The following is a 19,952-nucleotide window of genomic DNA, read 5'->3' as shown; positions in this document are numbered from 1 at the left end:
CTCACGGGAAAAAACTGAGCCCGGACGGCACTTCTTTACCCGCATCGCACGGGGTGTAGCGGCGACTTGACGGTCCGTTCCGCGATATCCGGCGAGAACGGACAACCCACGTCAGACGCGCGAAAGCCGTTTGAGGAGCAAGAGGGACGCTACGGGACGGGCGCCCGCCTTCGCCACTCCGTCGGCCACCTCGCGGTCGGTGGAGACGACCACGACCGGGCGTCCGGGCGGTTCGGCGCGGGCCAGTTGACGGATCAGCTCGTCCGCCGTGACACCGGGCTTGCTGAACAGCACCCGCACCCCGCGCGGCGGCGCCAGCAGCACCGGAGCGGCCAGCTCCGCCCCGTCGAAGACACAGGTCATCTCCGCGCCGGTCTGGGCCGCGAGCATCGAGAGCCCGCCCAGCAGCCGCAGCCGCTGCTTCTCCAACGGCATCTGCGGATAACCCGTCTTGGTGACGTTGTAGCCGTCCACGATCAGATGGGCCTGCGGCAGCGCGAGCAACTGGTCGAGCAGCGCCGGATCGGTCTCCGACAGGGCGCGGGCGGCGATGTCCTTGGGCGACATCCGGCCGGGCTCCACCGCGTCCACCCCGTCCGCGGGGCGCATCGACGAGGGCGGCAGGGCCAGTTCGCGGCGCAGCCCCGAGGCCGCCTCCAGCACGGTGTCCAGCAGCAGCCGCAGCCGCATGTCCTCCACCGAGCGCCCCTCCCGGGCGGCCCGGCGGCCCGCCTCCACGGACGCCTCGGCCTCCCCGAGCCTGGCCCGCAGCCGCCGGGCCTCGCTCTCGGCCGCGGAGAGCTGGGCGGCCGAATCGGCGCGTGCGGCGTCGGCCTCGGCCGCGGCCCGGCGCAGCGCGGCCTCGCCGCGCTTCACCTCGTTGAGCGCGCTGCGCAGCTTGCGCTGGAGGGCGTCGGCCTCCTTGCGGGCCGCCTCCAGCTCGGCGCGGAGCCGTTCCGTCTCGCTCTTCGTCTGGGCGCGGGCCCGCTCCAGCTCCTCGCGCAGCCGGTCCAGTTCGAGCCGGCTCTCCTCGTCGGCGCGCTCGGCGTCGGCCCGCTGGGCCTCCTCGCCGGCGGCGGCGACCAGCTTGACCCAGCCGGCCGGCCGCAGCACATAGGCCACGGCCGCCACATCGACCGGATCGGCGGCGGCGGGCGGCGCCCCCGCCGTCAGCGCGGCGGTCAGCTCCGGCTGGGAGTCGCCCAGCCGTTCACCGATGCGCCGGCGGAAGGACGGATCGCTCTCGAGGGCGGCCGCCATCGCGTTCCCGGCGAACTTGGCCCGCCGGGTCGGCGTGAAACGGGCGTACTGCCTCAGCTGGGCCGGGAGTTCGGTGACCGTGAGACCGCCGAACGCGTCCGCGACCAGGGCGACGACCCGCCGCCGCACCCGTTCGGGCAGCGGGCGGTCGAGCGCCTCCGCGGCGCCGCCGGCCGCCTCTGCCGACGCGGCGCTGCCGGCGGGCTGCTCCACGATCCGTCACCTCGTTCCGTCTGGGCTCGGCCCCGTCAGGAGTCGGCGCCCGGCCTGTCGACCAGCTCGATCTGGTCCACCGCGTTGCACCAGCGGCACCGCACCGACTCGATGGTCTCACTGACCACCTCGCGTTCCTCGACGCTGGACTCACCGGCCAGGTCGAGATGGACGTACTCGACGACCTTGGACGTCCGCGTCACATCGAACCGGGTCAGATTTCCGCAGAGCGTGCAGCGCCAGCGAGTGGTGTCGGTCGGCTGGGGAACCGTCGTCATCGGTGTGTCCTCTTATCTCGAGCCGTGAGCTGCCGGACCAAGGATCTCGCGGTGCGCCGTCGAACTGCGGATGTCCTGTCGTAACCCTACGGCCTTGTCGCTTCCCACCGGCACGGCGAGGCGGTCTGTCCCGTTCCCTCCGCTTGCGTCATGCTCTGTTCATGATCGATCGGCGGGCTGCGGCCGGCAGAATCGTGCGGGCGGCCACCTCCGGCGGGCCGCCGGTGACGTACACCCTCATCGCCCTGTGCTGCGTGATCTTCCTGATCAGTCCGCTGTCCGGGTTCATCCCGGTCTACGGCACCGGGGACGCCCTGCTCGCGGCCCAGGCCGGCTACTTCGAGCGCTGGGGCGTGATCCCCGACGAGCTGTGGGACGGCTCGGCGCACGCCGTGCTCACCCCGCTCACCGCGCTCTTCGTCCACGGCAGCTGGCTGCACCTGCTGGGCAACATGCTCTTCCTGTACGTGTTCGGCGCGATGGCCGAGGAGCGGATGGGCCACACCGAGTTCGCGCTCTTCTACCTCGGCTGCGGCTATCTCGCCCTGCTGGGCTACGCCGCCGCGCACGCCACCTCCGACCAGACCCTCGTCGGCGCGTCGGGGGCGATCTCGGCGGTGCTCGGCGCCTTCCTCTATCTCTTCCCCCGGGCCCGGGTCACCAGCCTCTTCCCGTTCCTGCTCTTCCTGCCGCTGCGCTTCCCCGCCTGGATCGTGCTGATCTTCTGGTTCGTCCTCCAGTGGCTGGCGGCCGAGGGGGCGGGCAGCGGGCCGGGGGTGGCCTATCTCGCCCATGTGGTGGGCTTCGCCACCGGCTTCCTCTACGCCTGGGGACGCTACCGGCGCGATCCCGGCCCGGCGCGTTCCCGGCACAAGGCTCTAGAGTGAAGTCTCCAGCCACGGCCACCGAGGGAGAAAGCCAGCCGTGATCACCGCGATCGTGCTCATCAAGACCAGCGTGGACCGGATTCCCGAGATCGCCGAGGCCATCGCCGCGCTGGACAGCGTCAGCGAGGTCTTCTCGGTCACCGGTACCTACGATCTGATCGCCATGGTCCGGGTCCCCCAGCACGACGACCTCGCCGACATCATCCCCGGCCGGATCAGCAAGATCCCCGGCGTCGAGGCGACGGACACCCATGTGGCGTTCCGTACGTACTCCCAGCACGATCTGGAGGCGGCCTTCGCCATCGGCCTGGACGGCTGAGCCGGACGGCCCGCGACATGACGGCGGCCGGGTACGGGGAGGATCCCGTACCCGGCCGCCGTCATGTCGGGCTCAGAGCTGGGCGGCGCCCCGGTCCGGGACGCAACGGCCGTCCTCCGTGCGGTACTTCCACTGGGCGCCCTTGCTGACCAGCTCCTTGACCGCGCCGAGGAAGCGCTCGATGTGCTCGTCGGGCGTACCGGCGCCGAAGCTCACCCGGATGGCGTTCAGGGACCTCTCGCCGGGGGCGGCCTCCGGCGCTCCGCACTCCCCGACCTCGCGCGGGTCGCTGCCGAGCAGGGTGCGCACCAGCGGGTGGGCGCAGAAGAGGCCGTCGCGCACCCCGATGCCGTACTCCGCGGAGAGCGCGGCGGCGAAGTGGGAGCTGTTCCAGCCCTCCACGACGAAGGAGATCACGCCGACCCGGGGGGCGTCGTCGCCGAAGAGGGAGAGGACCTTGACCTCGGGGACCTCGGCCAGTCCGGCGCGGACGGCGGCGACCAGGTGCTGCTCACGGGCGACCAGGGAGTCGAAGCCGGCCTCGGTGAGCGCCTTGCAGGCGGAGGCGATCGCGTAGACGCCGATGACGTTGGGCGAGCCGGCCTCGTGGCGGGCGGCCGTGGTGTGCCACGCGACGTCCACTCCCCCGTCGGCGCGGCGGGCGACCGTGCGGGAGGCGCCGCCGCCGGCCAGGTAGGGCTCGGCGTCGCGCAGCCAGTCGGCGCGGCCGGCCAGGACGCCGGAGCCGAAGGGCGCGTAGAGCTTGTGTCCGGAGAAGGCGACCCAGTCGACGTCCAGTTCGCCGATGTCGACCGGGTGGTGCGGGGCCAGCTGGGCGGCGTCGAGCACGATCCGGGCGCCGTGGGCGTGCGCGGCGGCGGCCAGTTCCCTGACCGGCCACAGCTCGCCGGTCACATTGGAGGCACCGGTGACGCAGACCAGCGCCGGACCGTACGGGTCGCGGTCCGCGAGCGCCCGCTCCAGCGTGGCGACGGCCTGGGCCGGGGTGCGCGGGGCGTTGAGGTAGGTCACCCGGGCGTCGCGCCAGGGCAGCAGCGAGGCGTGGTGCTCGGTCTCGAAGACGAAGACCTGGCAGTCGGCGGGCAGGACCGCGGCCAGCAGGTTGAGCGAGTCGGTGGTGGACCGGGTGAAGATCACCTGGTCCTCGGCGCGGCAGCCGAGGAACTCCGCGACGGTGTCGCGGCTGGACTCGAAGAGGTCGGTGGAGAGCTGCGAGAGGTAGCCGGCGCCGCGGTGGACGCTGCCGTAGTACGGGGCGTAGGCGGCCACGTCGTCCCAGACCCGCTGGAGGGCCGGCGCGCTGGCGGCGTAGTCCAGCGCGGCGTAGGTGACCTCGCCGCCGGTGACCAGCGGGACGGTGACGTCCTTGCCCAGAACGGGCAGCGGGGCACAAACCGAACGGTCGGAGGCAGCGGTGACGACAGACATGGCGAACTCCCGTAAGAGGCAGGCGAGATCCACGTGCCGGCGGGTACGCGGCAGCACGGGGAGAAGAGAGAAAGAGGGTGTGCGGAGAAGGGCGTGGGCCGAACGGGCCCGCAACGCCCTATCGCATTCGCGTGCTCACAAGAGGCTCCCTGAGGACCAGGACCCCACGGGTGGACATCTCACGATGTCGAGGGGTCCGCGCTTGCCGTAAGCCTCGCTGCCTACGGCCTGGTCTTCACCCGGGGCACCCCGCCACGGACGGAGGGTTGCCGGACAGCGGGCCGGGGCCGTAGTCGCTGTCACTCATGACCTGACCAGCATCTTGCCATACGCCGGGGAACGCGCAAGGCGCGGTCCAGGATCTGGACCGCGCCCCGTGGTGTTTCCTGGCGGGATCAGGCGTTGCTGGCGACGACCCAGCGCTCCAGCGCCCGGCCGGCCGCGCCCGAGTCGATGGACTCGGCGGCCTTCGCCATCCCGTCGGCCAGCCGCTCGGTCAGCGGCGCGTCGGAGGGCTCCAGGGCGGCCAGCGCCGCCGCCGAGTTCAGCAGGACGGCGTCCCGCACCGGACCGGTCTCACCGGCCAGCAGCCGGCGGGCGACATCCGCGTTGTACGAGGCGTCCGCGCCGCGCAGCGCCTCCACCGGCACCAGGTCGAGGCCGACGTCGCGCGGGTCGAAGACCTCCTCGCGCACCTCGCCGTCGCGGGCGATCCAGACGCGGGAGGTCGCGGTCGTGGTCAGCTCGTCCAGGCCGTCGTCGCCGCGGAAGACCAGCGAGGAGTTGCCCCGCTCGGCGAGGACGCCCGCCACGATGGGCGCCATCCGCAGATCGGCGACGCCGATGGCCTGGGAGCGCACCTTCGCCGGGTTGGTCAGCGGGCCCAGGATGTTGAACGTGGTCGGGGCACCCAGCTCACCGCGCGCCTTGGCGGCGTGCCGCAGCGAGGGGTGGAACTTGACGGCGAAGCAGAAGGTGATGCCCGCCTCCTCGGCCACCTCGGCCACTCGCTGCGCGGACAGCTCCAGATTGACGCCCAGCTTGCCCAGGACGTCGGAGGAACCGCTCGCCGAGGAGGCGGCCCGGTTGCCGTGCTTGACGACCTTGGCCCCGGTGCCGGCCACCACGATCGCGGACATGGTGGAGATGTTGACCGTCTTGGCCATGTCCCCGCCGGTGCCGACGATGTCGACGGTGGGTCCGGGCACCTCGATGGTGACGGCGTGCTCGTACATCGCGCGCACCAGGCCGGAGACCTCCGAGACGGTCTCGCCCTTGGCCCGCAGCGCGACCGCGAATCCGGCGATCTGCACATCGGTCGCCTCGCCGCTCATGATGCGGTTCATGGCCCAGGCGGTGTCGTCCGCGCTCAGGTCCTGTCCGCGCAGCAGGGGGGTCAGCACGCCCGGCCAGGAACGGGCCGCCACGCTGTCGCCGCCGTCCGGGGTCACAACGTTCATGGTCCGCTCCTGGGGGTCCATTGCCGAAAAAGGGGATGGGGTCACCCTATCGAGAGCCGCGGACAGCGAAGAGCCCCGTCCAGCGAATGGACGGGGCTCCCGCTGTGGCGATCAGGTCAGGTGATCAGTGGTGGCCGTGGCCGCTGGTGATCTCCTTGTACTCCTCGGCGGTGGGCTTGGCGATCTGGTTGTCCTCGCCGTAGTAGCCCTTGCTGAGCTTGGCCCGCAGCTTCTGCACCGCAGACACCTTGCGCGCGACACCGTTCTCGTCGACCAGGGGGCCGATCTCGACCGGCTTGTACTGCTCGTGCGCGGTGAGCGTGTGCAGCTGGGCCGGCGAGAGCGGCTCGTGGACCTCGACGAACTCACCGTGCGGCAGGCGCTTGATGAGCCCGGACTCGCGCCCGTGCAGCACCTTCTCCTTGTCCCGGCGCTGGAGGCCGAGGCAGATCCGCTTGGTGACGATGAACGCGATGACCGGTCCGACGAAGAAGAAGATCCGGACGAACCAGGAGATCGCGTTCAGCGACAGGTGGAAGTGCGTCGCCCAGAGGTCGTTGCCGCCGCCCACGAGACCGATGAAGTACAGCGTGATCCAGGCGACACCGAAGGCCGTACGGGTCGGGGCGTTGCGCGGGCGGTCCAGGATGTGGTGCTCGCGCTTGTCCCCGGTGACCCAGGACTCGATGAACGGGTAGACCGCGATCGCCCCGAGGATCAGGCCGAAGAGGGTCAGCGGGATGAACACGCCCAGGACGAGCGTGTGACCCCACAGGTTGATCTCCCAGCCCGGCATCACACGGATCAGACCCTCGGCGAAGCCCATGTACCAGTCGGGCTGGGCGCCGGTGGACACCTGGTCCGGGCGGTACGGGCCGATGGCCCAGATCGGGTTGATCGTGGCGATGCCCGCGATGATGGCGATGACGCCGAAGACCAGGAAGAAGAAGCCTCCGGCCTTCGCCATGTACACCGGCAGCAGCGGCATGCCGACGACGTTCTTGTTGGTCCGGCCGGGACCCGCGAACTGCGTGTGCTTGTGGTAGAAGACCAGGATCAGGTGGCCCACCAGCAGCCCGAGCATGATGCCCGGCAGCAGCAGGATGTGGATCGAGTAGAACCGCGCGACGAAGTCGCCGCCCGGGAACTCCCCGCCGAACAGGAACATCGAGATGTAGGTGCCGACGATCGGCACCGACAGGATCGCGCCCTGGGTGAAGCGGACACCCGTGCCCGAGAGCAGGTCGTCCGGGAGCGAGTAGCCGGTGAACCCGGTGAACATGCCCAGCGCGAACAGCAGGAAGCCGAACAGCCAGTTGATCTCGCGGGGCTTGCGGAACGCACCCGTGAAGAACACGCGCATCATGTGCACGAACATGCCGGCCAGGAAGATCAGCGCGGCCCAGTGGTGGATCTGGCGGACCAGGAGACCACCGCGGACGTCGAAGCTGATGTCCAGCGTCGAGGCGTACGCCTCGGACATCTGGATGCCCTGCATGGGCTCGTACGGGCCGTGGTAGACGACCTCGTTCATGCTCGGGTGGAAGAACAGCGTCAGATACACACCCGTGAGGATGATGATGATGAAGCTGTAGAGGCAGACCTCACCGAGCATGAAGGACCAGTGGTCCGGGAAGATCTTGCGCATGTTGGCCTTGGCCAGGGAGTAGATCCCGAGCCGGCCGTCCGCCCAGTCGGCCACCCGCTCACCGGCGGGCGCCTTGCGCTTCGTATCGGTCGCAGTACTCATCCGCGCTCCCAGAATGCAGGACCGACGGGCTCTTCGAAGTCACCGAGGGCTTCGAGGTTGCCCTCGCTGTTCACACCGATCCGCAGCTGCGGAAGGGCGTGACCGGCCGGACCGAAGATGACGCGGGCGCCGTCGGAGAGGTCGAAGGTGGACTGGTGGCACGGGCAGAGCACGTGGTGCGTCTGCTGCTCGTACAGGCTGATCGGGCAGCCGACGTGGGTGCAGATCTTCGAGAAGGCCACGATGCCCTCGTGGGCCCACTCGCGCTCGCGCTTGTCCTTGATGTTGTCCGGCTCGATGCGGATGATCATCAGCGCGGCCTTGGCGATCTGCGTCTGGAAGTCGTGGTCGTCCTCCTTCAGCCCCTCGGGCATGGCGAAGGTGAGCGAACCGACGGCGACGTCCTCGGGACGCAGCGGCTCCATCGTGTTCATGTTGATGAGCTGCTTGCCCTTGGCCCACAAGGTGGAGCGGAGCTTCTTCTCCGGCAGCGGACCGAGGTCGCGCAGCAGCACCACGCCGGCGAGCGGCACCAGGGCCAGCGCGCCGAACATCGTGTTGCGGATCAGCTTGCGCCGGCCGAACGCGGACTCCTCGGCACCGGCCGCGAAGTCGGCGAGCACCTTCGCCTTGACCTCGGGCTCGGCCGAGATCGGGTGGCGCTCGTCGGCGACCTCCACGTCCGACATCAGGGTGCGCGCCCAGTGGACGGCGCCCGCGCCGATCGCGAAGAGCGCCACGCCCAGGGTCAGCCCCAGGGAGAAGTTCAGCGCGCTCACATGACCGAACGGGAAGATGTAGACGATCTTGTCGACCGGGAAGATGACGTAGGAGGCGATGAAGCCGACCGTCGCCAGCATCGACAGCAGGAAGAGGAACGCGACCGCGCGCTCCGACCGCTTGGCGGCCCGCTCGTCGATGTCCTGGATGCGCGGCTTGTGGGCCGGCAGCCCCGGGTCGGCGAACGGGTCGCCGGCGCCCTCGACCGCGCCGTGCGCGGTGGCCTGCTCTGCGGGCAGGTTCTCTTCTGGAATCTCTTGGCTACTCATGACTTCTTGGCCTTAGCGGTGTGGGCCGCGACCCAGACGGCGACGGCGATCAGGGCGCCGAGCCCGAAGATCCAGGCGAAGAGACCCTCGCTGACCGGACCGAGGCCGCCGAGCGACAGCCCGCCGGGGCTCTCCGCCTCGGAGCTGTTGACGGTCTGGACGTACGCGATGATGTCCTTCTTCTGCTGCTCGGGCATCGTCGAGTCGGGGAAGGAGGGCATGCTCTGCGGGCCGGTCTGCATGGCCTCGTAGAGGTGCTTGGGGCTCACGCCTTCGAGGTTGGGCGCGGACTTGCCCTTCGTCAGGGCACCACCCTGACCGGTGAAGTTGTGGCACTGCGCGCAGTTGGTGCGGAACAGCTCGCCGCCCTTGGCCACGTCGGCGCCCGACGGGTCGACCTGGCTCTTGGTCGGAACGATCGGACCGGCGCCCAGCGACGCGACGTACGCCGCCAGCTGGTCGATCTCGGCCTGCGAGTAGATGACCTTCTTCTTCGGCACCTGCGCGCCGGGCTGCTGCGCCGGCATACGGCCCGTGCCGACCTGGAAGTCCACGGCGGCGGAGCCCACGCCGACCAGGCTCGGCCCGTCGGTGGTGCCCTGACCACCGGTTCCGTGGCAGCTGGCGCAACCGACGGAGTACAGCTTCTTGCCCTCGTCGATCGCGAGGGACTGGGCGGTTTCGTCGGCCTGCGCCTTACTCGCGGGCGCAAACGCGGCGTACAGCCCCCCAGTAGCCGCCAGCGCGAGGAGTAGTACGACGACCGCCGCCAACGGATGGCGTCGTCGTGCGGAGAGCTTTTTCACGGATTACCCCGGTGTCAGGATCTTCTGCGTCGATGATGGTCGGGTGCGGGCCCGGTTACTTGATCATGTAGATCGTGGCGAACAGGCCGATCCACACGACATCGACGAAGTGCCAGTAATAGGACACGACGATGGCTGCGGTCGCCTGCTCGTGGGTGAACCTCTTGGCTGCGTACGTCCTGCCCAGGACGAACAGGAAGGCGATGAGCCCGCCTGTCACGTGCAGCCCGTGGAAGCCGGTGGTCAGGTAGAACACCGAGCCGTACGGGTCCGAGGACAGCGAGAGGCCGTCCTTCTTCACCAGCTCCGTGTACTCGAAGACCTGGCCTCCGATGAAGATCGCACCCATCACGAACGTGATCACGAACCACGTGCGGAGCTTCTTCACGTCGCCCCGCTCCGCGGCGAAGACGCCGAGCTGGCAGGTGAGTGAGGAGAGCACCAGGATCGTGGTGTTGGTCGCCGAGAACGGGAAGTTCAGGGCGGACGCCATTTCCTTCCAGTGCTCCGGTCCGGTCACCGATCGCAGGGTGAAGTACATCGCGAAGAGGGCCGCGAAGAACATCAGCTCGGAACTCAACCAGATGATGGTTCCGACGCTGGTGAGGTTCGGTCGATTGACCGACGGGTGCGCGTGCCCGGTTTCTACTGTCGTTGCTGTCGCCACGACCGACATTATGTCGGTCGCTTATCCCGCCCTCACTCCGGGGGGTGCCGTTCGGTGTGTCAGGGGGGTGTGTCCTCCCCGAACGGCCCACGGATCCGTGCTCCGGAGCGGTGCTGACAGGCTGTCGGGCGGAGTACGATCCGCGCATCGGTTCATGCCCGGCACGCCCAGAGCGCCCCGAAGACACAGACGTCACGGAGGAACAATGCAGCCGACCGCCACGGTCCTGGTCTACAGCGACAACGCGCACACCCGTGAGCAGGTGAGGCTGGCGGCCGGGCGCAGGCCCGCCGCGGACCTGCCCGAGGTGGAGTTCCTGGAGTGCGCCACCCTGCCTGCCGTCCTGGACGCCCTGGACAACGGGGGCGTGGACGTCTGCGTGCTGGACGGCGAGACGGCTCCGGCGGGCGGGATGGGCGTCTGCCGGCAGATCAAGGACGAGATCTTCCGCTGCCCGCCGGTCCTGCTCCTCATCGGCCGTCCGCAGGACGCCTGGCTGGCCACCTGGAGCCGCGCGGACGGCGCGGTGACCCTTCCGGTGGAGCCGGTCGAGTTCGCCGACGCGCTGGCCGCCCTGCTGCGCGCCCGGCTCTCCGTGGGGGCCTGAGTCCCGGCCCCGCGCGGCTCCCGCGCGGGGCGGCGCTCCCCGGGGCGTCAGACCTGGGGGCGCAGCCGCGCCGCCCGGACCGTGTCCACGCGGTCCGGCGTGGTGTCGTTGGTGAGGGCGCTGCCCTTCTTCCACTTGGCCCAGGACAGGTTCCAGTCGCCGTAGCCGTTGTCGAAGGGCGTCATGGTCTCGCCCTCGCTGCCGACGACCTTGACGATGTCGCCCTCGCGCACGGTGTTGAAGAACCACTCGGCCTCGCTGGTGCTCATGCCGGTGCAGCCGTGGCTGACGTTGGCGTACCCCTGTGATCCGGTGGACCAGGGCGCCGCGTGCACGTACTCGCCGCTCCAGGTGACCCGGGTGGCGTAGTAGACGTCGAGGTCGTAGGCGTCCGCGGAGTCGGCGGAGATGCCGATGGACTCCCCGCGCATACGTACGTAGTACTCCTTGCCCAGCACGACCTTGACGCCGTTGCGGGTGGAGAAGCCGGGCTTGCCGGTGGTGACCGGAATGGTGTTGATCACTTCTCCGTTGCGCAGGACCGTCATGGAGTGCGTCGAGGCGTCCGTGATGGCCTCGATGCGGTCGCCGGTCCTGAGCTTGAGGGTCTTGGTGGGCGCCCCGTAGAGCGCGTTGGTCACCTTGATGCCCGTCAGGGCGCTGCTGACCTCGATGGTGGCCTTGGCGGGCCAGTAGTCCTTCGGGCGGTAGTGCAGCGTCTTGTCGTCGACCCAGTACCAGGAGCCGGTCACCGCGGGGGTGGAGCGCACCTTCAGGGCGCGTTCCACGGTGGCGCGGGAGGCCCGGTCGGCGACCGGGGCGCTGAGCTGGGCGGTGACGGGCTGTCCGACGCCGTAGGTGCCCGCCTGCGGGCCGAAGGTGACCTTCAGGAACTTCTTGGCCGCGGCCGTCTCGAAGGTGAGCGTACGGGCGCCGGGGGCGCCGTCGTCGTCCTCCATGCCCACCTTGACGGTGTAGCGGGTGCCGGCGGCGAGCGGGGCGGTGGAGCGCCAGCGGTGGCCGTCCGCGTCGAGTTCGCCCGCGAGGTGGCGGCCCTCCCCGTCCACGGCGGTCACATCGGTGATCCGGCCGTCGTCACCGTCGACGGTGACTTCCAGGGGCTTGTCGGGATCGATCTTCTCGCCCCCGTCGGGAATGCTGGAGGCGATCTCGTCCGCCGCGTCGAACGGCTGTGCCGAGAGCGGATGGCCGTCGGAGTCCCCGCAGGCCGTCGCCCCGGCGACCAGGGTCACGACCAGCAGAGTGCAGCTCACTACGGGACGGATGCGCGGCGTGTGGTTCATGAACCCACGCTAAGAAGATTCATCCGTTTCAGCGCGCGGGGTGACTGCAAACGGGGGGCCCGCACTTCGCGTGGAAGTGCGGGCCCCCCGTCTCGGGTGGAGCGGTGCTACTGGGTGCGGTTCTCACCGTGGTAGTACTCGAAGACCCAGCCGAAGAGACCGATCAGGATGATCGGGGCCGAGAAGTAGAGCAGCCACCAGCCGAAGACGACGCCCATGAAGGCGAGCAGGCCGCCGACCGCGAGCGAGAGCGGCTGCCAGCTGTGCGGGGAGAAGAACCCCACCTCGCCGGCCTCGTCCGCCACATCGGCTTCCTTGTTGTCCTGCGCCATGGCGTCGACCCGCCGGGCCGTGAAGGCCAGGTAGAAGCCGATCATGACGCTCAGGCCGAAGGCCAGGACGAGCGCGGTGGTGCCGACGGGCTCCTTCGACCACACCCCGTAGGTGACGGCGATGACGAGGATGAACAGCGCCAGACCGAGGAACATCTTGCCCTGGATCTTCACTTGCCCGCCTCCTTGCCGCCTGCGAGGGCCTTGTCGTCCTCGGAGTGGTGCTCAAGCTGTTCGAGCGCCGCGATCTCCGGGTGGTGCAGGTCGAACGCCGGGGATTCGGAACGGATCCGGGGCAGCGTGATGAAGTTGTGCCGCGGCGGCGGGCAGGAGGTCGCCCACTCCAGCGAACGGCCGTAGCCCCACGGGTCGTCGACCTCGATCTTCTTGCCGTACTTGGCGGTCTTCCAGACGTTGTAGAAGAACGGCAGGATCGACAGGCCGAGCAGGAACGAGGAGATCGTCGAGATCGTGTTCAGCGCGGTGAATCCGTCGGCGGCCAGGTAGTCCGCGTAACGGCGCGGCATGCCCTCGGCACCCAGCCAGTGCTGGACGAGGAACGTGCCGTGGAAGCCGATGAACAGCGTCCAGAAGGTGATCTTCCCGAGCCGCTCGTCGAGCATCTTGCCGGTGAACTTCGGCCACCAGAAGTGGAAGCCGGAGAACATCGCGAACACCACGGTGCCGAAGACGACGTAGTGGAAGTGCGCGACCACGAAGTACGAGTCCGAGACGTGGAAGTCCATCGGCGGCGAGGCCAGGATGACACCGGTCAGACCACCGAAGGTGAAGGTGATCAGGAAGCCGATGGCCCAGAGCATCGGTGTCTCGAAGGACAACGATCCCTTCCACATCGTTCCGATCCAGTTGAAGAACTTCACCCCGGTGGGTACCGCGATGAGGAACGTCATGAAGGAGAAGAACGGCAGGAGCACACCGCCGGTGACGTACATGTGGTGGGCCCACACGGTCACGGAGAGACCGGCGATGGAAATCGTCGCGGCGACCAGGCCGATGTAACCGAACATCGGCTTGCGGCTGAAGACGGGGACCACTTCGGAAATGATTCCGAAGAATGGCAGCGCGATGATGTACACCTCTGGATGGCCGAAGAACCAGAAGAGGTGTTGCCAGAGCAATGCCCCGCCGTTGGACGCGTCGAAGATATGCGCACCGAATTTACGGTCCACTTCCAGCGCGAAGAGCGCGGCGGCCAGCACCGGGAAGGCCAGCAGGACCAGCACACCGGTCAGCAGGACGTTCCAGACGAAGATCGGCATGCGGAACATCGTCATGCCGGGGGCGCGCATGCAGATGATCGTGGTGATGAAGTTGACCGAGCCGAGGATCGTGCCGAAGCCGGAGAAGGCCAGACCCATGATCCACATGTCGGCGCCGACACCCGGCGAGCGGACGGCGTCCGACAGCGGGGAGTAGGCGAACCAGCCGAAGTCGGCCGCACCCTGCGGGGTGAGGAAGCCGGCCACCGCGAGCAGCGAGCCGAAGAGGTACAGCCAGTACGCGAACATGTTCAGCCGCGGGAACGCCACGTCGGGCGCGCCGATCTGCAGCGGCATGATCCAGTTCGCGAATCCGGCGAACAGCGGCGTCGCGAACATCAGCAGCATGATCGTGCCGTGCATCGTGAACGCCTGGTTGAACTGCTCGTTCGACATGATCTGCGTGCCGGGACGGGCCAGCTCGGCGCGCATGAAGAGCGCCATGAGTCCGCCGATGCAGAAGAACGCGAACGACGTGACCAGGTACATCGTGCCGATCGTCTTGTGGTCAGTGGTGGTCAGCCACTTGACGACGACGTTGCCCGGCTGCTTCCGCCGGACCGGCAGCTCGTCCTCGTAGGAGTCGTCTGCTGCCGCGGCACCCTGAGGTTCGTTGAGGATGCTCACAGTTTGTTGGTCTCCGCATTCCTGGCCGGGTCAGTCTGCTCGATACCGGCCGGCACGTAGCCCGTCTGGCCCTTCTTCGCCAGCTCCTTCAGGTGCGCCTGGTAGCGCTCCGGGGAGACGACCTTGACGTTGAAGAGCATCCGGGAGTGGTCGACGCCGCAGAGCTCGGCGCACTTGCCCATGAAGGTGCCCTCCTGGTTGGGAGTGACCTCGAAGGCGTTGGTGTGGCCCGGGATGACGTCCTGCTTCATGAGGAACGGCACCACCCAGAAGGAGTGGATGACGTCGCGCGAAGTCAGGATGAAGCGGACCTTCTCACCCTTGGGCAGCCACAGGGTCGGCCCGGGGTTGCCGTTCTGGGGGTTCCGGGTTCCCGGGACGCCGACGTCGTAGACGCCGTCCGCGTTCTTGGGGAAGTCCTTGCGGAACCGGTCCGGGATGGCGTCGAGCTCCTTGGGAACTTCGTTGCCCGTGGCGGCGGAGCCGTCCACGTTCTCGATGTAGTTGAAGCCCCAGCTCCACTGGTAGCCGACCACGTTGATGGTGTGGGCCGGCTTCGGGGAGAGTTCGAGGAGCTTCGATTCGTCGCGCGCGGTGAAGTAGAACAACACCGAGACGATGATCAGAGGGACCACGGTGTACAGCGCCTCGATGGGCATGTTGTACCGGGTCTGCGGAGGTACCTCCACCTTGGTACGGCTGCGCCGGTGGAAGATGACGCTCCACAGGATCAGGCCCCAGACCAGGACACCCGTGGCGAGCGCTGCCGCCCACGAGCCCTGCCAGAGGGAGAGGATCCGTGGTGCCTCTTCCGTTACCGGGGTGGGCATACCAAGGCGGGGGAAGTCCTTGTATGTGCAACCGGTTGCGGTCGCCAGGATCAGGCCCGCAGTCAGCACCTGCGGCAGCTTCCGCCGCATCGGGCGCCGCGACGAGCGGTCGGAGCCGTTGGGACTCACGTAGCGCCTTCCCGAGAGTCTCGCCCGCACGGTCGGCGCGGCCGGTCTCGCTGGTCGGTCGCCGGCCCTGTTGCGGGCAGGGGTTTGGATGTTTATGCGGACCAAACCCTACTGGACGCTATTTGGGGTCGCGCGGGGAGGGTGCCCAACGCGCCGCCCGACTCCCCGAAGGGGTGGAATCCGGCGCTCCGGGCGCCATCTGACGCCCTCTCTCCCGTGCCCGGGGGCGGCCGGTCCCCGGCTGCGGCGGGTGCCGGGCTAGCGTGGCCGGGTGCCCTACTTCGACGCCGCGTCCTCCGCCCCCCTCCATCCCGTCGCCCGCCAGGCGCTGCTTGCCGCGCTGGACGAGGGCTGGGCCGATCCGGCCCGGCTGTACCGGGAGGGGCGGCGGGCCCGGCTGCTGCTGGACGCGGCCCGGGAGGCCGCGGCCGAGGCCGTCGGCTGCCGTCCGGACGAGCTGGTCTTCACCTCGTCGGGGACCCGGGCGGTGCATTCCGGAATGTCCGGAGCGCTCGCGGGCCGTCGGCGTGTCGGCCGCCATCTGGTGGTGTCGGCGGTCGAACACTCGTCGGTACTCCATTCGGCCGCCGCCCATGAGAACGGGGGCGGCTCGGTCACGGAGGTGCCGGTGGGGCGCTCGGGCGCGGTCGACGCCTCGGCGTACGCGCGGGCGCTGCGGCCGGACACCGCGCTGGCGTGCCTCCAGTCCGCCAATCACGAGGTCGGCACCGAGCAGCCGGTGGCCGAGGCCGCCGCCGCCTGCCGGGAGGCGGGGGTGCCGCTGCTGGTGGACGCGGCGCAGTCGCTGGGCTGGGGGCCGGTGCCGGAGGGCTGGTCGCTGCTGACGGCGAGCGCGCACAAATGGGGCGGCCCGGCCGGGACGGGGCTGCTGGCGGTCCGCAAGGGCGTGCGGTTCGCGCCCCAGGGGCCCGCCGACGAAAGGGAGTCGGGGCGGGCGTCCGGCTTCGAGAACCTGCCGGCGATCGTGGCCGCCGCGGCCTCCCTGCGCGCGGTGCGGGCGGAGGCGGCGGACGAGGCGGCGCGGCTGCGGGCGCTGGTCGACCGGATCCGGGCGCGGGTGCCGGAGCTGGTGCCGGACGTGGAGGTGGTCGGCGATCCGGTGCGGCGGCTGCCGCATCTGGTCACCTTCTCCTGTCTCTATGTCGACGGAGAGACCCTGCTCCAGGAGCTGGACCGGTCCGGATTCTCCGTTTCCTCCGGTTCGTCCTGTACGAGCAGCACGCTGACGCCGAGCCATGTGCTGAAGGCGATGGGGGTGCTCTCGGAGGGCAATGTGCGGGTGTCGCTGCCCCCGGGCACCACGGAGGAGGACGTGGACCGCTTCCTGGCGGTGCTGCCGCCGGTGGTGGCGGGCGTACGGGAGAAGCTGGGCGCGCCCACGACCGCGGCCCCCTCCCCCGCCCCGGCGGACTCCCTGGTGGTCGACGCGCTCGGCCGGCGCTGCCCCGTTCCGGTGATCGAACTCGCAAAGGTGATCGGGGAGGTACCGGTGGGCGGGACGGTGACCGTGCTGGCCGACGACGAGGCGGCGCGCCTGGACATCCCGGCCTGGTGCGCGATGCGGGAGCAGGAGTACGTGGGAGAGGAGCCGGCGGACCGGGGCTCGGCCTACACGGTCCGCCGGCTCGTCTGACCGGGACTCGCCGCTCGGGCGGGTCCCGGCCGGCGGACCGTCCTACGCGAGGTGCGCGTGGACCTCGGCGGCGGCCTCGTGGCCGTACGCCTTGGTGAAGCGGTCCATGAAGTGGTTGCGGTGCAGGGTGTACTCCTGGGTGCCGACCGTCTCGATGACGAGGGTGGCGAGCATGCAGCCGACCTGGGCCGCGCGCTCCAGGCCGACGCCCCAGGCGAGCCCGGAGAGGAAGCCGGCGCGGAAGGCGTCGCCGACGCCGGTCGGGTCGGCCTTGACGTTCTCCTCGGGGCAGCCGACGACGATCGGCTCCTCGCCGGCGCGCTCGATGCGCACGCCCTGGGCGCCGAGCGTGGTGACCCGGTGCCCGACCTTGCCGAGGATCTCCTCGTCGGTCCAGCCGGTCTTCGACTCGATGAGCCCCTTTTCGTACTCGTTGGAGAAGAGGTAGGTGGCGCCGTCCAGGAGGATGCGGATCTCGTCCCCGTCCATGCGGGCGATCTGCTGGGAGAAGTCGGCGGCGAAGGGGATGCCCCGGGTGCGGCACTCCTCGGTGTGGCGGAGCATCGCCTCCGGGTCGTCGGCTCCGATGGAGACGAGGTCGAGCCCGCCCACCCGGTCGGCGACGGCCTTGAGCTCGATCAGCCGGGCCTCGCTCATGGCGCCCGTGTAGAAGGAGCCGATCTGGTTGTGGTCGGCGTCGGTCGTGCAGACGAAGCGCGCGGTGTGCAGCACCTCGGAGATCCGCACGGAGCCGGTGTCGACACCGTGCCGGTCGAGCCAGGCGCGGTACTCGTCGAAGTCGGAGCCGGCGGCGCCCACGAGGACCGGGCGGGTGCCGAGGAGGCCCATGCCGAAGCTGATGTTGGCGGCGACCCCTCCCCTGCGGACGTCCAGGTTGTCGACGAGGAAGGAGAGCGAGACCGTGTGCAGCTGGTCGGCCACCAGCTGGTCGGCGAAGCGGCCCGGGAAGGTCATGAGGTGGTCGGTGGCGATGGAGCCGGTGACTGCGATACGCACGGGGAGACTGCTCCTGCGGAGGTCGAGGGGAACGGCGTGGGCGTCCCCCGGGGCGGCGTGACAGTTCACGCTACCCGCTCGGGCAGTCGGGGGAACGGGAGAAACTACCCGATAGTAGGGCTTTCCACCCGAGTGTGGTGATGCCTACGGTGCGGATATGTCGAACCACATCGCCACGCACGAGACGTCCGAATCCGGTCTGGCCGAGCTGCGCGGGGACTGCGCGCGGATGGCCCCGCACTGGGTGGCACCGGCCCGCACCGCCGCCGCCCCCGTGCCGCCCGCGCTGATCAACGGGGTGACGGTGCCGCCCGCCTCCGCCCGGCTGATCGACGCGATGTCCGAGTACGGGGACTGATCCGGCCCGCCTCCGCCTCCCGGCCGCTCCCCCGAGGGGAACCGGTCGGGCGCCCGCCCCGTCCCACTGGTGTCCGCACACCCCATGGGCGGACGATACGGCCGCGGCGCGGCGTATGACGGCGATTCAGGCGAAGGAGCGATCCGGTGAGCACCGAGCGACCCGACAACGATGTGACGGAGCCCCGGCGGCGGCGGTCGCCGCTCGCCGTGGCCTCGGTGGCCGCTGCCGTCCTCCTGGCCGGAGGCGGCGCGTATCTGGTCGCGGCCGAGGCCAGCGAAGGGAAGAGCACCCCCTCGTCGGACGCGGCGGGCGCCGCTCCCCCGACGCTGGCCCTGGACGGGCCGGACACCGGCCCCGCCACCCCCGGGCCCCGTCCGTCGGCCCCGCCGGAGGGCATCGCGCCGGGCGAACCCGACCCGAACGGCGGCCGGGTGGTCTACCGCGCGTCCGGCACCCTGCCGAAGGGCCCGGACCGGGCCGCCGTCCAGCGGCCCGCCGGGGCGGTCACCTCGGCGGAGGTGAGCCGGCTGGCGAAGGCGCTGGGCGTGTCCGGTACGCCGAGGGCGCAGGGCACCTCCTGGACGGTGGGCTCCACGAAGGACGGTGCGGGTCCGGTGCTGCGGGTGGCCAAGGAGGCCCCGGGCACCTGGACGTTCGCCCGGTACGGGTCCGGCGGCACCGACAACTGCCAGAGCGTGGAGGTCTGTTCGGACAAGCCGGTGGCGCCGGGCGACGGTTCGGGCGCGCCGGTGAGCGAGCGGGAGGCGCGGGCCGCCGCCGCGCCGGTCCTCAAGGCGGTCGGCCAGGAAGGCGCCGCCCTCGACGCGCGCCAGGTGATGGGCTCGGTCCGGGTGGTCAACGCCGATCCGGTGGTCGGCGGGCTGCCCACGTACGGCTGGGCGACCGGCGTCCAGGTCGGCCCCGACGGTGAGGTGACCGGCGGGAGCGGGCAGCTGAAGGGGCTGGAGAAGGGCGCCGAGTATCCGGTGGTCGGCGCAGACGAGGCGCTGAAGGAGCTGAACGCCGCGCAGCCGAGGAGCGGCGGGAACATCGGCGGCTGCATCGATCCGCCGCCGGCGAAGGAGGGCGAGGCGGCGCCCCACTACCGCTGCGGGAAGACGACCGGGGCGGAGCCACCGCCGCGCACGGTGACCGTCGAGAAGGCGGTCTTCGGTCTGGCCGCGCAGTACGTGGACGGCAAGCAGATCCTCGTACCGTCGTGGCTCTTCACCACGCGGGCGGAGGCGGGCGGCCGGGGCGAGACGGTCACGCAGGTGGCGGTGGACCCGGCGTTCCTGAAGAAGGACGCTCCCGCGACGCAGGAGCCCGGCGATTCCACGGGCACCCCGTCCGGGCCCGTGATCCTGTCGTACGCCACCGACGGGCGGACGCTCTCGGTGACGTTCTGGGGCGGCGCGTGCAGTACGTACACGGCGAGCGCGGACGAGGACGGCGCGACGGTGCGGGTCACCGTGACGGAGAAGAAGGGGGACCCGGGCAGGGCCTGCATCATGGTCGCCAAGCAGCTGACGCGCTCCGTGACCCTGGACCGGCCGCTCGGGGACCGCACGGTCACGGACACCTCGTCGGGCCACCGGGTGCCGCGCGCCTGACCGCCCTGCCCGGCCGGGGCTACGTCCTGGCGAAGATCGCCGGTTCCGCCATGGTGACGC

At 70.1% G+C, this 19,952-nt stretch carries 18 protein-coding genes, 1 pseudogene and 1 riboswitch; of the genes and pseudogenes, 6 read left to right on the top strand and 13 right to left on the bottom strand.

What is annotated here, in order from left to right:
* Positions 1-111: 111 nt before the first annotated feature.
* The gene (locus ACWCXC_RS04385; protein ID WP_450886674.1) at positions 112-1,476 is read right to left on the bottom strand and encodes an NYN domain-containing protein; all 1,365 of its coding nucleotides are present in this window, start codon (positions 1,474-1,476) and stop codon (positions 112-114) included.
* Between the two features lie 32 nt (positions 1,477-1,508).
* Positions 1,509-1,751, bottom strand: coding sequence for a hypothetical protein (locus ACWCXC_RS04380; RefSeq protein WP_383643341.1), 243 nt, complete (start codon positions 1,749-1,751; stop codon positions 1,509-1,511).
* Positions 1,752-1,975: 224 nt separating this feature from the next.
* Here ACWCXC_RS04380 and ACWCXC_RS04375 point away from each other — a divergent pair.
* Together ACWCXC_RS04375 and ACWCXC_RS04370 are read left to right on the top strand one after the other, a co-directional pair.
* Positions 1,976-2,679, top strand: a pseudogene (locus ACWCXC_RS04375) (rhomboid family intramembrane serine protease).
* Entirely contained in the window at positions 2,676-2,957 is a 282-nt protein-coding gene (locus ACWCXC_RS04370; protein ID WP_383643338.1) for an Lrp/AsnC family transcriptional regulator, read from the top strand. The pseudogene ACWCXC_RS04375 and the gene ACWCXC_RS04370 overlap by 4 nt, the downstream one beginning before the upstream one ends.
* 72 nt (positions 2,958-3,029) lie before the next feature.
* On the opposite strand, the gene ACWCXC_RS04365 is transcribed toward ACWCXC_RS04370, so the two are convergent.
* From ACWCXC_RS04365 to ctaE, 6 genes are all read right to left on the bottom strand, one after another.
* Positions 3,030-4,406 (bottom strand): aminotransferase class V-fold PLP-dependent enzyme, encoded by a 1,377-nt coding sequence (locus tag ACWCXC_RS04365; RefSeq protein WP_450682251.1) that lies wholly within the window; start codon positions 4,404-4,406, stop codon positions 3,030-3,032.
* 193 nt (positions 4,407-4,599) lie between these two features.
* Positions 4,600-4,717: riboswitch (SAM riboswitch) on the bottom strand.
* A gap of 84 nt (positions 4,718-4,801) precedes the next feature.
* Positions 4,802-5,866 carry an anthranilate phosphoribosyltransferase gene (trpD, locus tag ACWCXC_RS04360; protein WP_450682252.1) on the bottom strand — a complete coding sequence of 355 codons (1,065 nt, stop codon included), beginning with the start codon at positions 5,864-5,866 and terminating at the stop codon, positions 4,802-4,804.
* Between the two features lie 124 nt (positions 5,867-5,990).
* On the bottom strand, positions 5,991-7,616 hold the full coding sequence (qcrB, locus tag ACWCXC_RS04355; RefSeq protein ID WP_450682253.1) for a cytochrome bc1 complex cytochrome b subunit: 1,626 nt from the start codon (positions 7,614-7,616) through the stop codon (positions 5,991-5,993).
* Positions 7,613-8,665, bottom strand: a complete 1,053-nt coding sequence (gene qcrA / locus ACWCXC_RS04350) for a cytochrome bc1 complex Rieske iron-sulfur subunit (protein ID WP_450682254.1) — start codon at positions 8,663-8,665, stop codon at positions 7,613-7,615. Before qcrA ends, qcrB begins: the two co-directional genes overlap by 4 nt.
* Positions 8,662-9,471 (bottom strand): cytochrome bc1 complex diheme cytochrome c subunit, encoded by an 810-nt coding sequence (gene qcrC, locus ACWCXC_RS04345; protein WP_450682255.1) that lies wholly within the window; start codon positions 9,469-9,471, stop codon positions 8,662-8,664. Before qcrC ends, qcrA begins: the two co-directional genes overlap by 4 nt.
* A 55-nt stretch (positions 9,472-9,526) precedes the next feature.
* On the bottom strand, positions 9,527-10,147 hold the full coding sequence (gene ctaE, locus ACWCXC_RS04340; RefSeq protein WP_383643320.1) for an aa3-type cytochrome oxidase subunit III: 621 nt from the start codon (positions 10,145-10,147) through the stop codon (positions 9,527-9,529).
* Between the two features lie 196 nt (positions 10,148-10,343).
* On the opposite strand from ctaE, the gene ACWCXC_RS04335 reads away from it, so the two are divergent.
* The gene (locus ACWCXC_RS04335) at positions 10,344-10,745 is read left to right on the top strand and encodes a hypothetical protein (protein WP_450682256.1); all 402 of its coding nucleotides are present in this window, start codon (positions 10,344-10,346) and stop codon (positions 10,743-10,745) included.
* A gap of 47 nt (positions 10,746-10,792) precedes the next feature.
* On the opposite strand, the gene ACWCXC_RS04330 is transcribed toward ACWCXC_RS04335, so the two are convergent.
* From ACWCXC_RS04330 to ctaC, 4 genes are all read right to left on the bottom strand, one after another.
* A complete protein-coding gene (locus tag ACWCXC_RS04330; RefSeq protein WP_450682257.1) occupies positions 10,793-12,049 on the bottom strand; it encodes an Ig-like domain-containing protein in 1,257 nt (418 codons plus the stop codon).
* Positions 12,050-12,156: 107 nt separating this feature from the next.
* Entirely contained in the window at positions 12,157-12,555 is a 399-nt protein-coding gene (locus ACWCXC_RS04325; protein ID WP_450682258.1) for a cytochrome c oxidase subunit 4, read from the bottom strand.
* A complete protein-coding gene (ctaD, locus tag ACWCXC_RS04320; protein WP_450682259.1) occupies positions 12,552-14,288 on the bottom strand; it encodes an aa3-type cytochrome oxidase subunit I in 1,737 nt (578 codons plus the stop codon). The genes ACWCXC_RS04325 and ctaD overlap by 4 nt, the downstream gene beginning before the upstream one ends.
* On the bottom strand, positions 14,285-15,247 hold the full coding sequence (gene ctaC / locus ACWCXC_RS04315) for an aa3-type cytochrome oxidase subunit II (RefSeq protein WP_450682260.1): 963 nt from the start codon (positions 15,245-15,247) through the stop codon (positions 14,285-14,287). The genes ctaD and ctaC overlap by 4 nt, the downstream gene beginning before the upstream one ends.
* 271 nt (positions 15,248-15,518) lie before the next feature.
* Between ctaC and ACWCXC_RS04310 the strand changes: the two genes are divergently transcribed.
* The gene (locus ACWCXC_RS04310) at positions 15,519-16,901 is read left to right on the top strand and encodes an aminotransferase class V-fold PLP-dependent enzyme (RefSeq protein WP_450886553.1); all 1,383 of its coding nucleotides are present in this window, start codon (positions 15,519-15,521) and stop codon (positions 16,899-16,901) included.
* A gap of 42 nt (positions 16,902-16,943) precedes the next feature.
* Here the strand turns inward: ACWCXC_RS04310 and ACWCXC_RS04305 are convergent, their stop codons facing one another.
* Positions 16,944-17,918, bottom strand: a complete 975-nt coding sequence (locus ACWCXC_RS04305) for a carbohydrate kinase family protein (protein ID WP_450682262.1) — start codon at positions 17,916-17,918, stop codon at positions 16,944-16,946.
* A gap of 157 nt (positions 17,919-18,075) precedes the next feature.
* Here ACWCXC_RS04305 and ACWCXC_RS04300 point away from each other — a divergent pair, with 157 nt between their 5' ends.
* Complete coding sequence (locus tag ACWCXC_RS04300; protein WP_450682263.1) at positions 18,076-18,276, top strand: hypothetical protein; 201 nt, start codon at positions 18,076-18,078, stop codon at positions 18,274-18,276.
* Between the two features lie 146 nt (positions 18,277-18,422).
* Positions 18,423-19,892: a hypothetical protein gene (locus ACWCXC_RS04295; RefSeq protein WP_450886551.1), complete on the top strand. Its 1,470-nt coding sequence runs from the start codon at positions 18,423-18,425 to the stop codon at positions 19,890-19,892.
* The last annotated feature ends 60 nt before the right edge of the window (positions 19,893-19,952 follow it).

The sequence above is a fragment of the Streptomyces sp. NPDC001515 genome (assembly GCF_053597115.1).
The sequence above is the reverse complement of the archived record's forward strand: the minus strand, read 5'-3'. Positions and strand labels throughout refer to the sequence as shown.

Coding starts and splice junctions, on each gene's coding strand:
- ACWCXC_RS04380 (WP_383643341.1), bottom strand. CDS start 1,751: ATGACGACGGTTCCCCAGCCGACCGACACCACTCGCTGGCGCTGCACG.
- ACWCXC_RS04365 (WP_450682251.1), bottom strand. CDS start 4,406: ATGTCTGTCGTCACCGCTGCCTCCGACCGTTCGGTTTGTGCCCCGCTG.
- trpD (WP_450682252.1), bottom strand. CDS start 5,866: ATGAACGTTGTGACCCCGGACGGCGGCGACAGCGTGGCGGCCCGTTCC.
- qcrB (WP_450682253.1), bottom strand. CDS start 7,616: ATGAGTACTGCGACCGATACGAAGCGCAAGGCGCCCGCCGGTGAGCGG.
- qcrA (WP_450682254.1), bottom strand. CDS start 8,665: ATGAGTAGCCAAGAGATTCCAGAAGAGAACCTGCCCGCAGAGCAGGCC.
- ctaE (WP_383643320.1), bottom strand. CDS start 10,147: ATGTCGGTCGTGGCGACAGCAACGACAGTAGAAACCGGGCACGCGCAC.
- ACWCXC_RS04335 (WP_450682256.1), top strand. CDS start 10,344: ATGCAGCCGACCGCCACGGTCCTGGTCTACAGCGACAACGCGCACACC.
- ACWCXC_RS04330 (WP_450682257.1), bottom strand. CDS start 12,049: ATGAACCACACGCCGCGCATCCGTCCCGTAGTGAGCTGCACTCTGCTG.
- ACWCXC_RS04300 (WP_450682263.1), top strand. CDS start 18,076: ATGTCGAACCACATCGCCACGCACGAGACGTCCGAATCCGGTCTGGCC.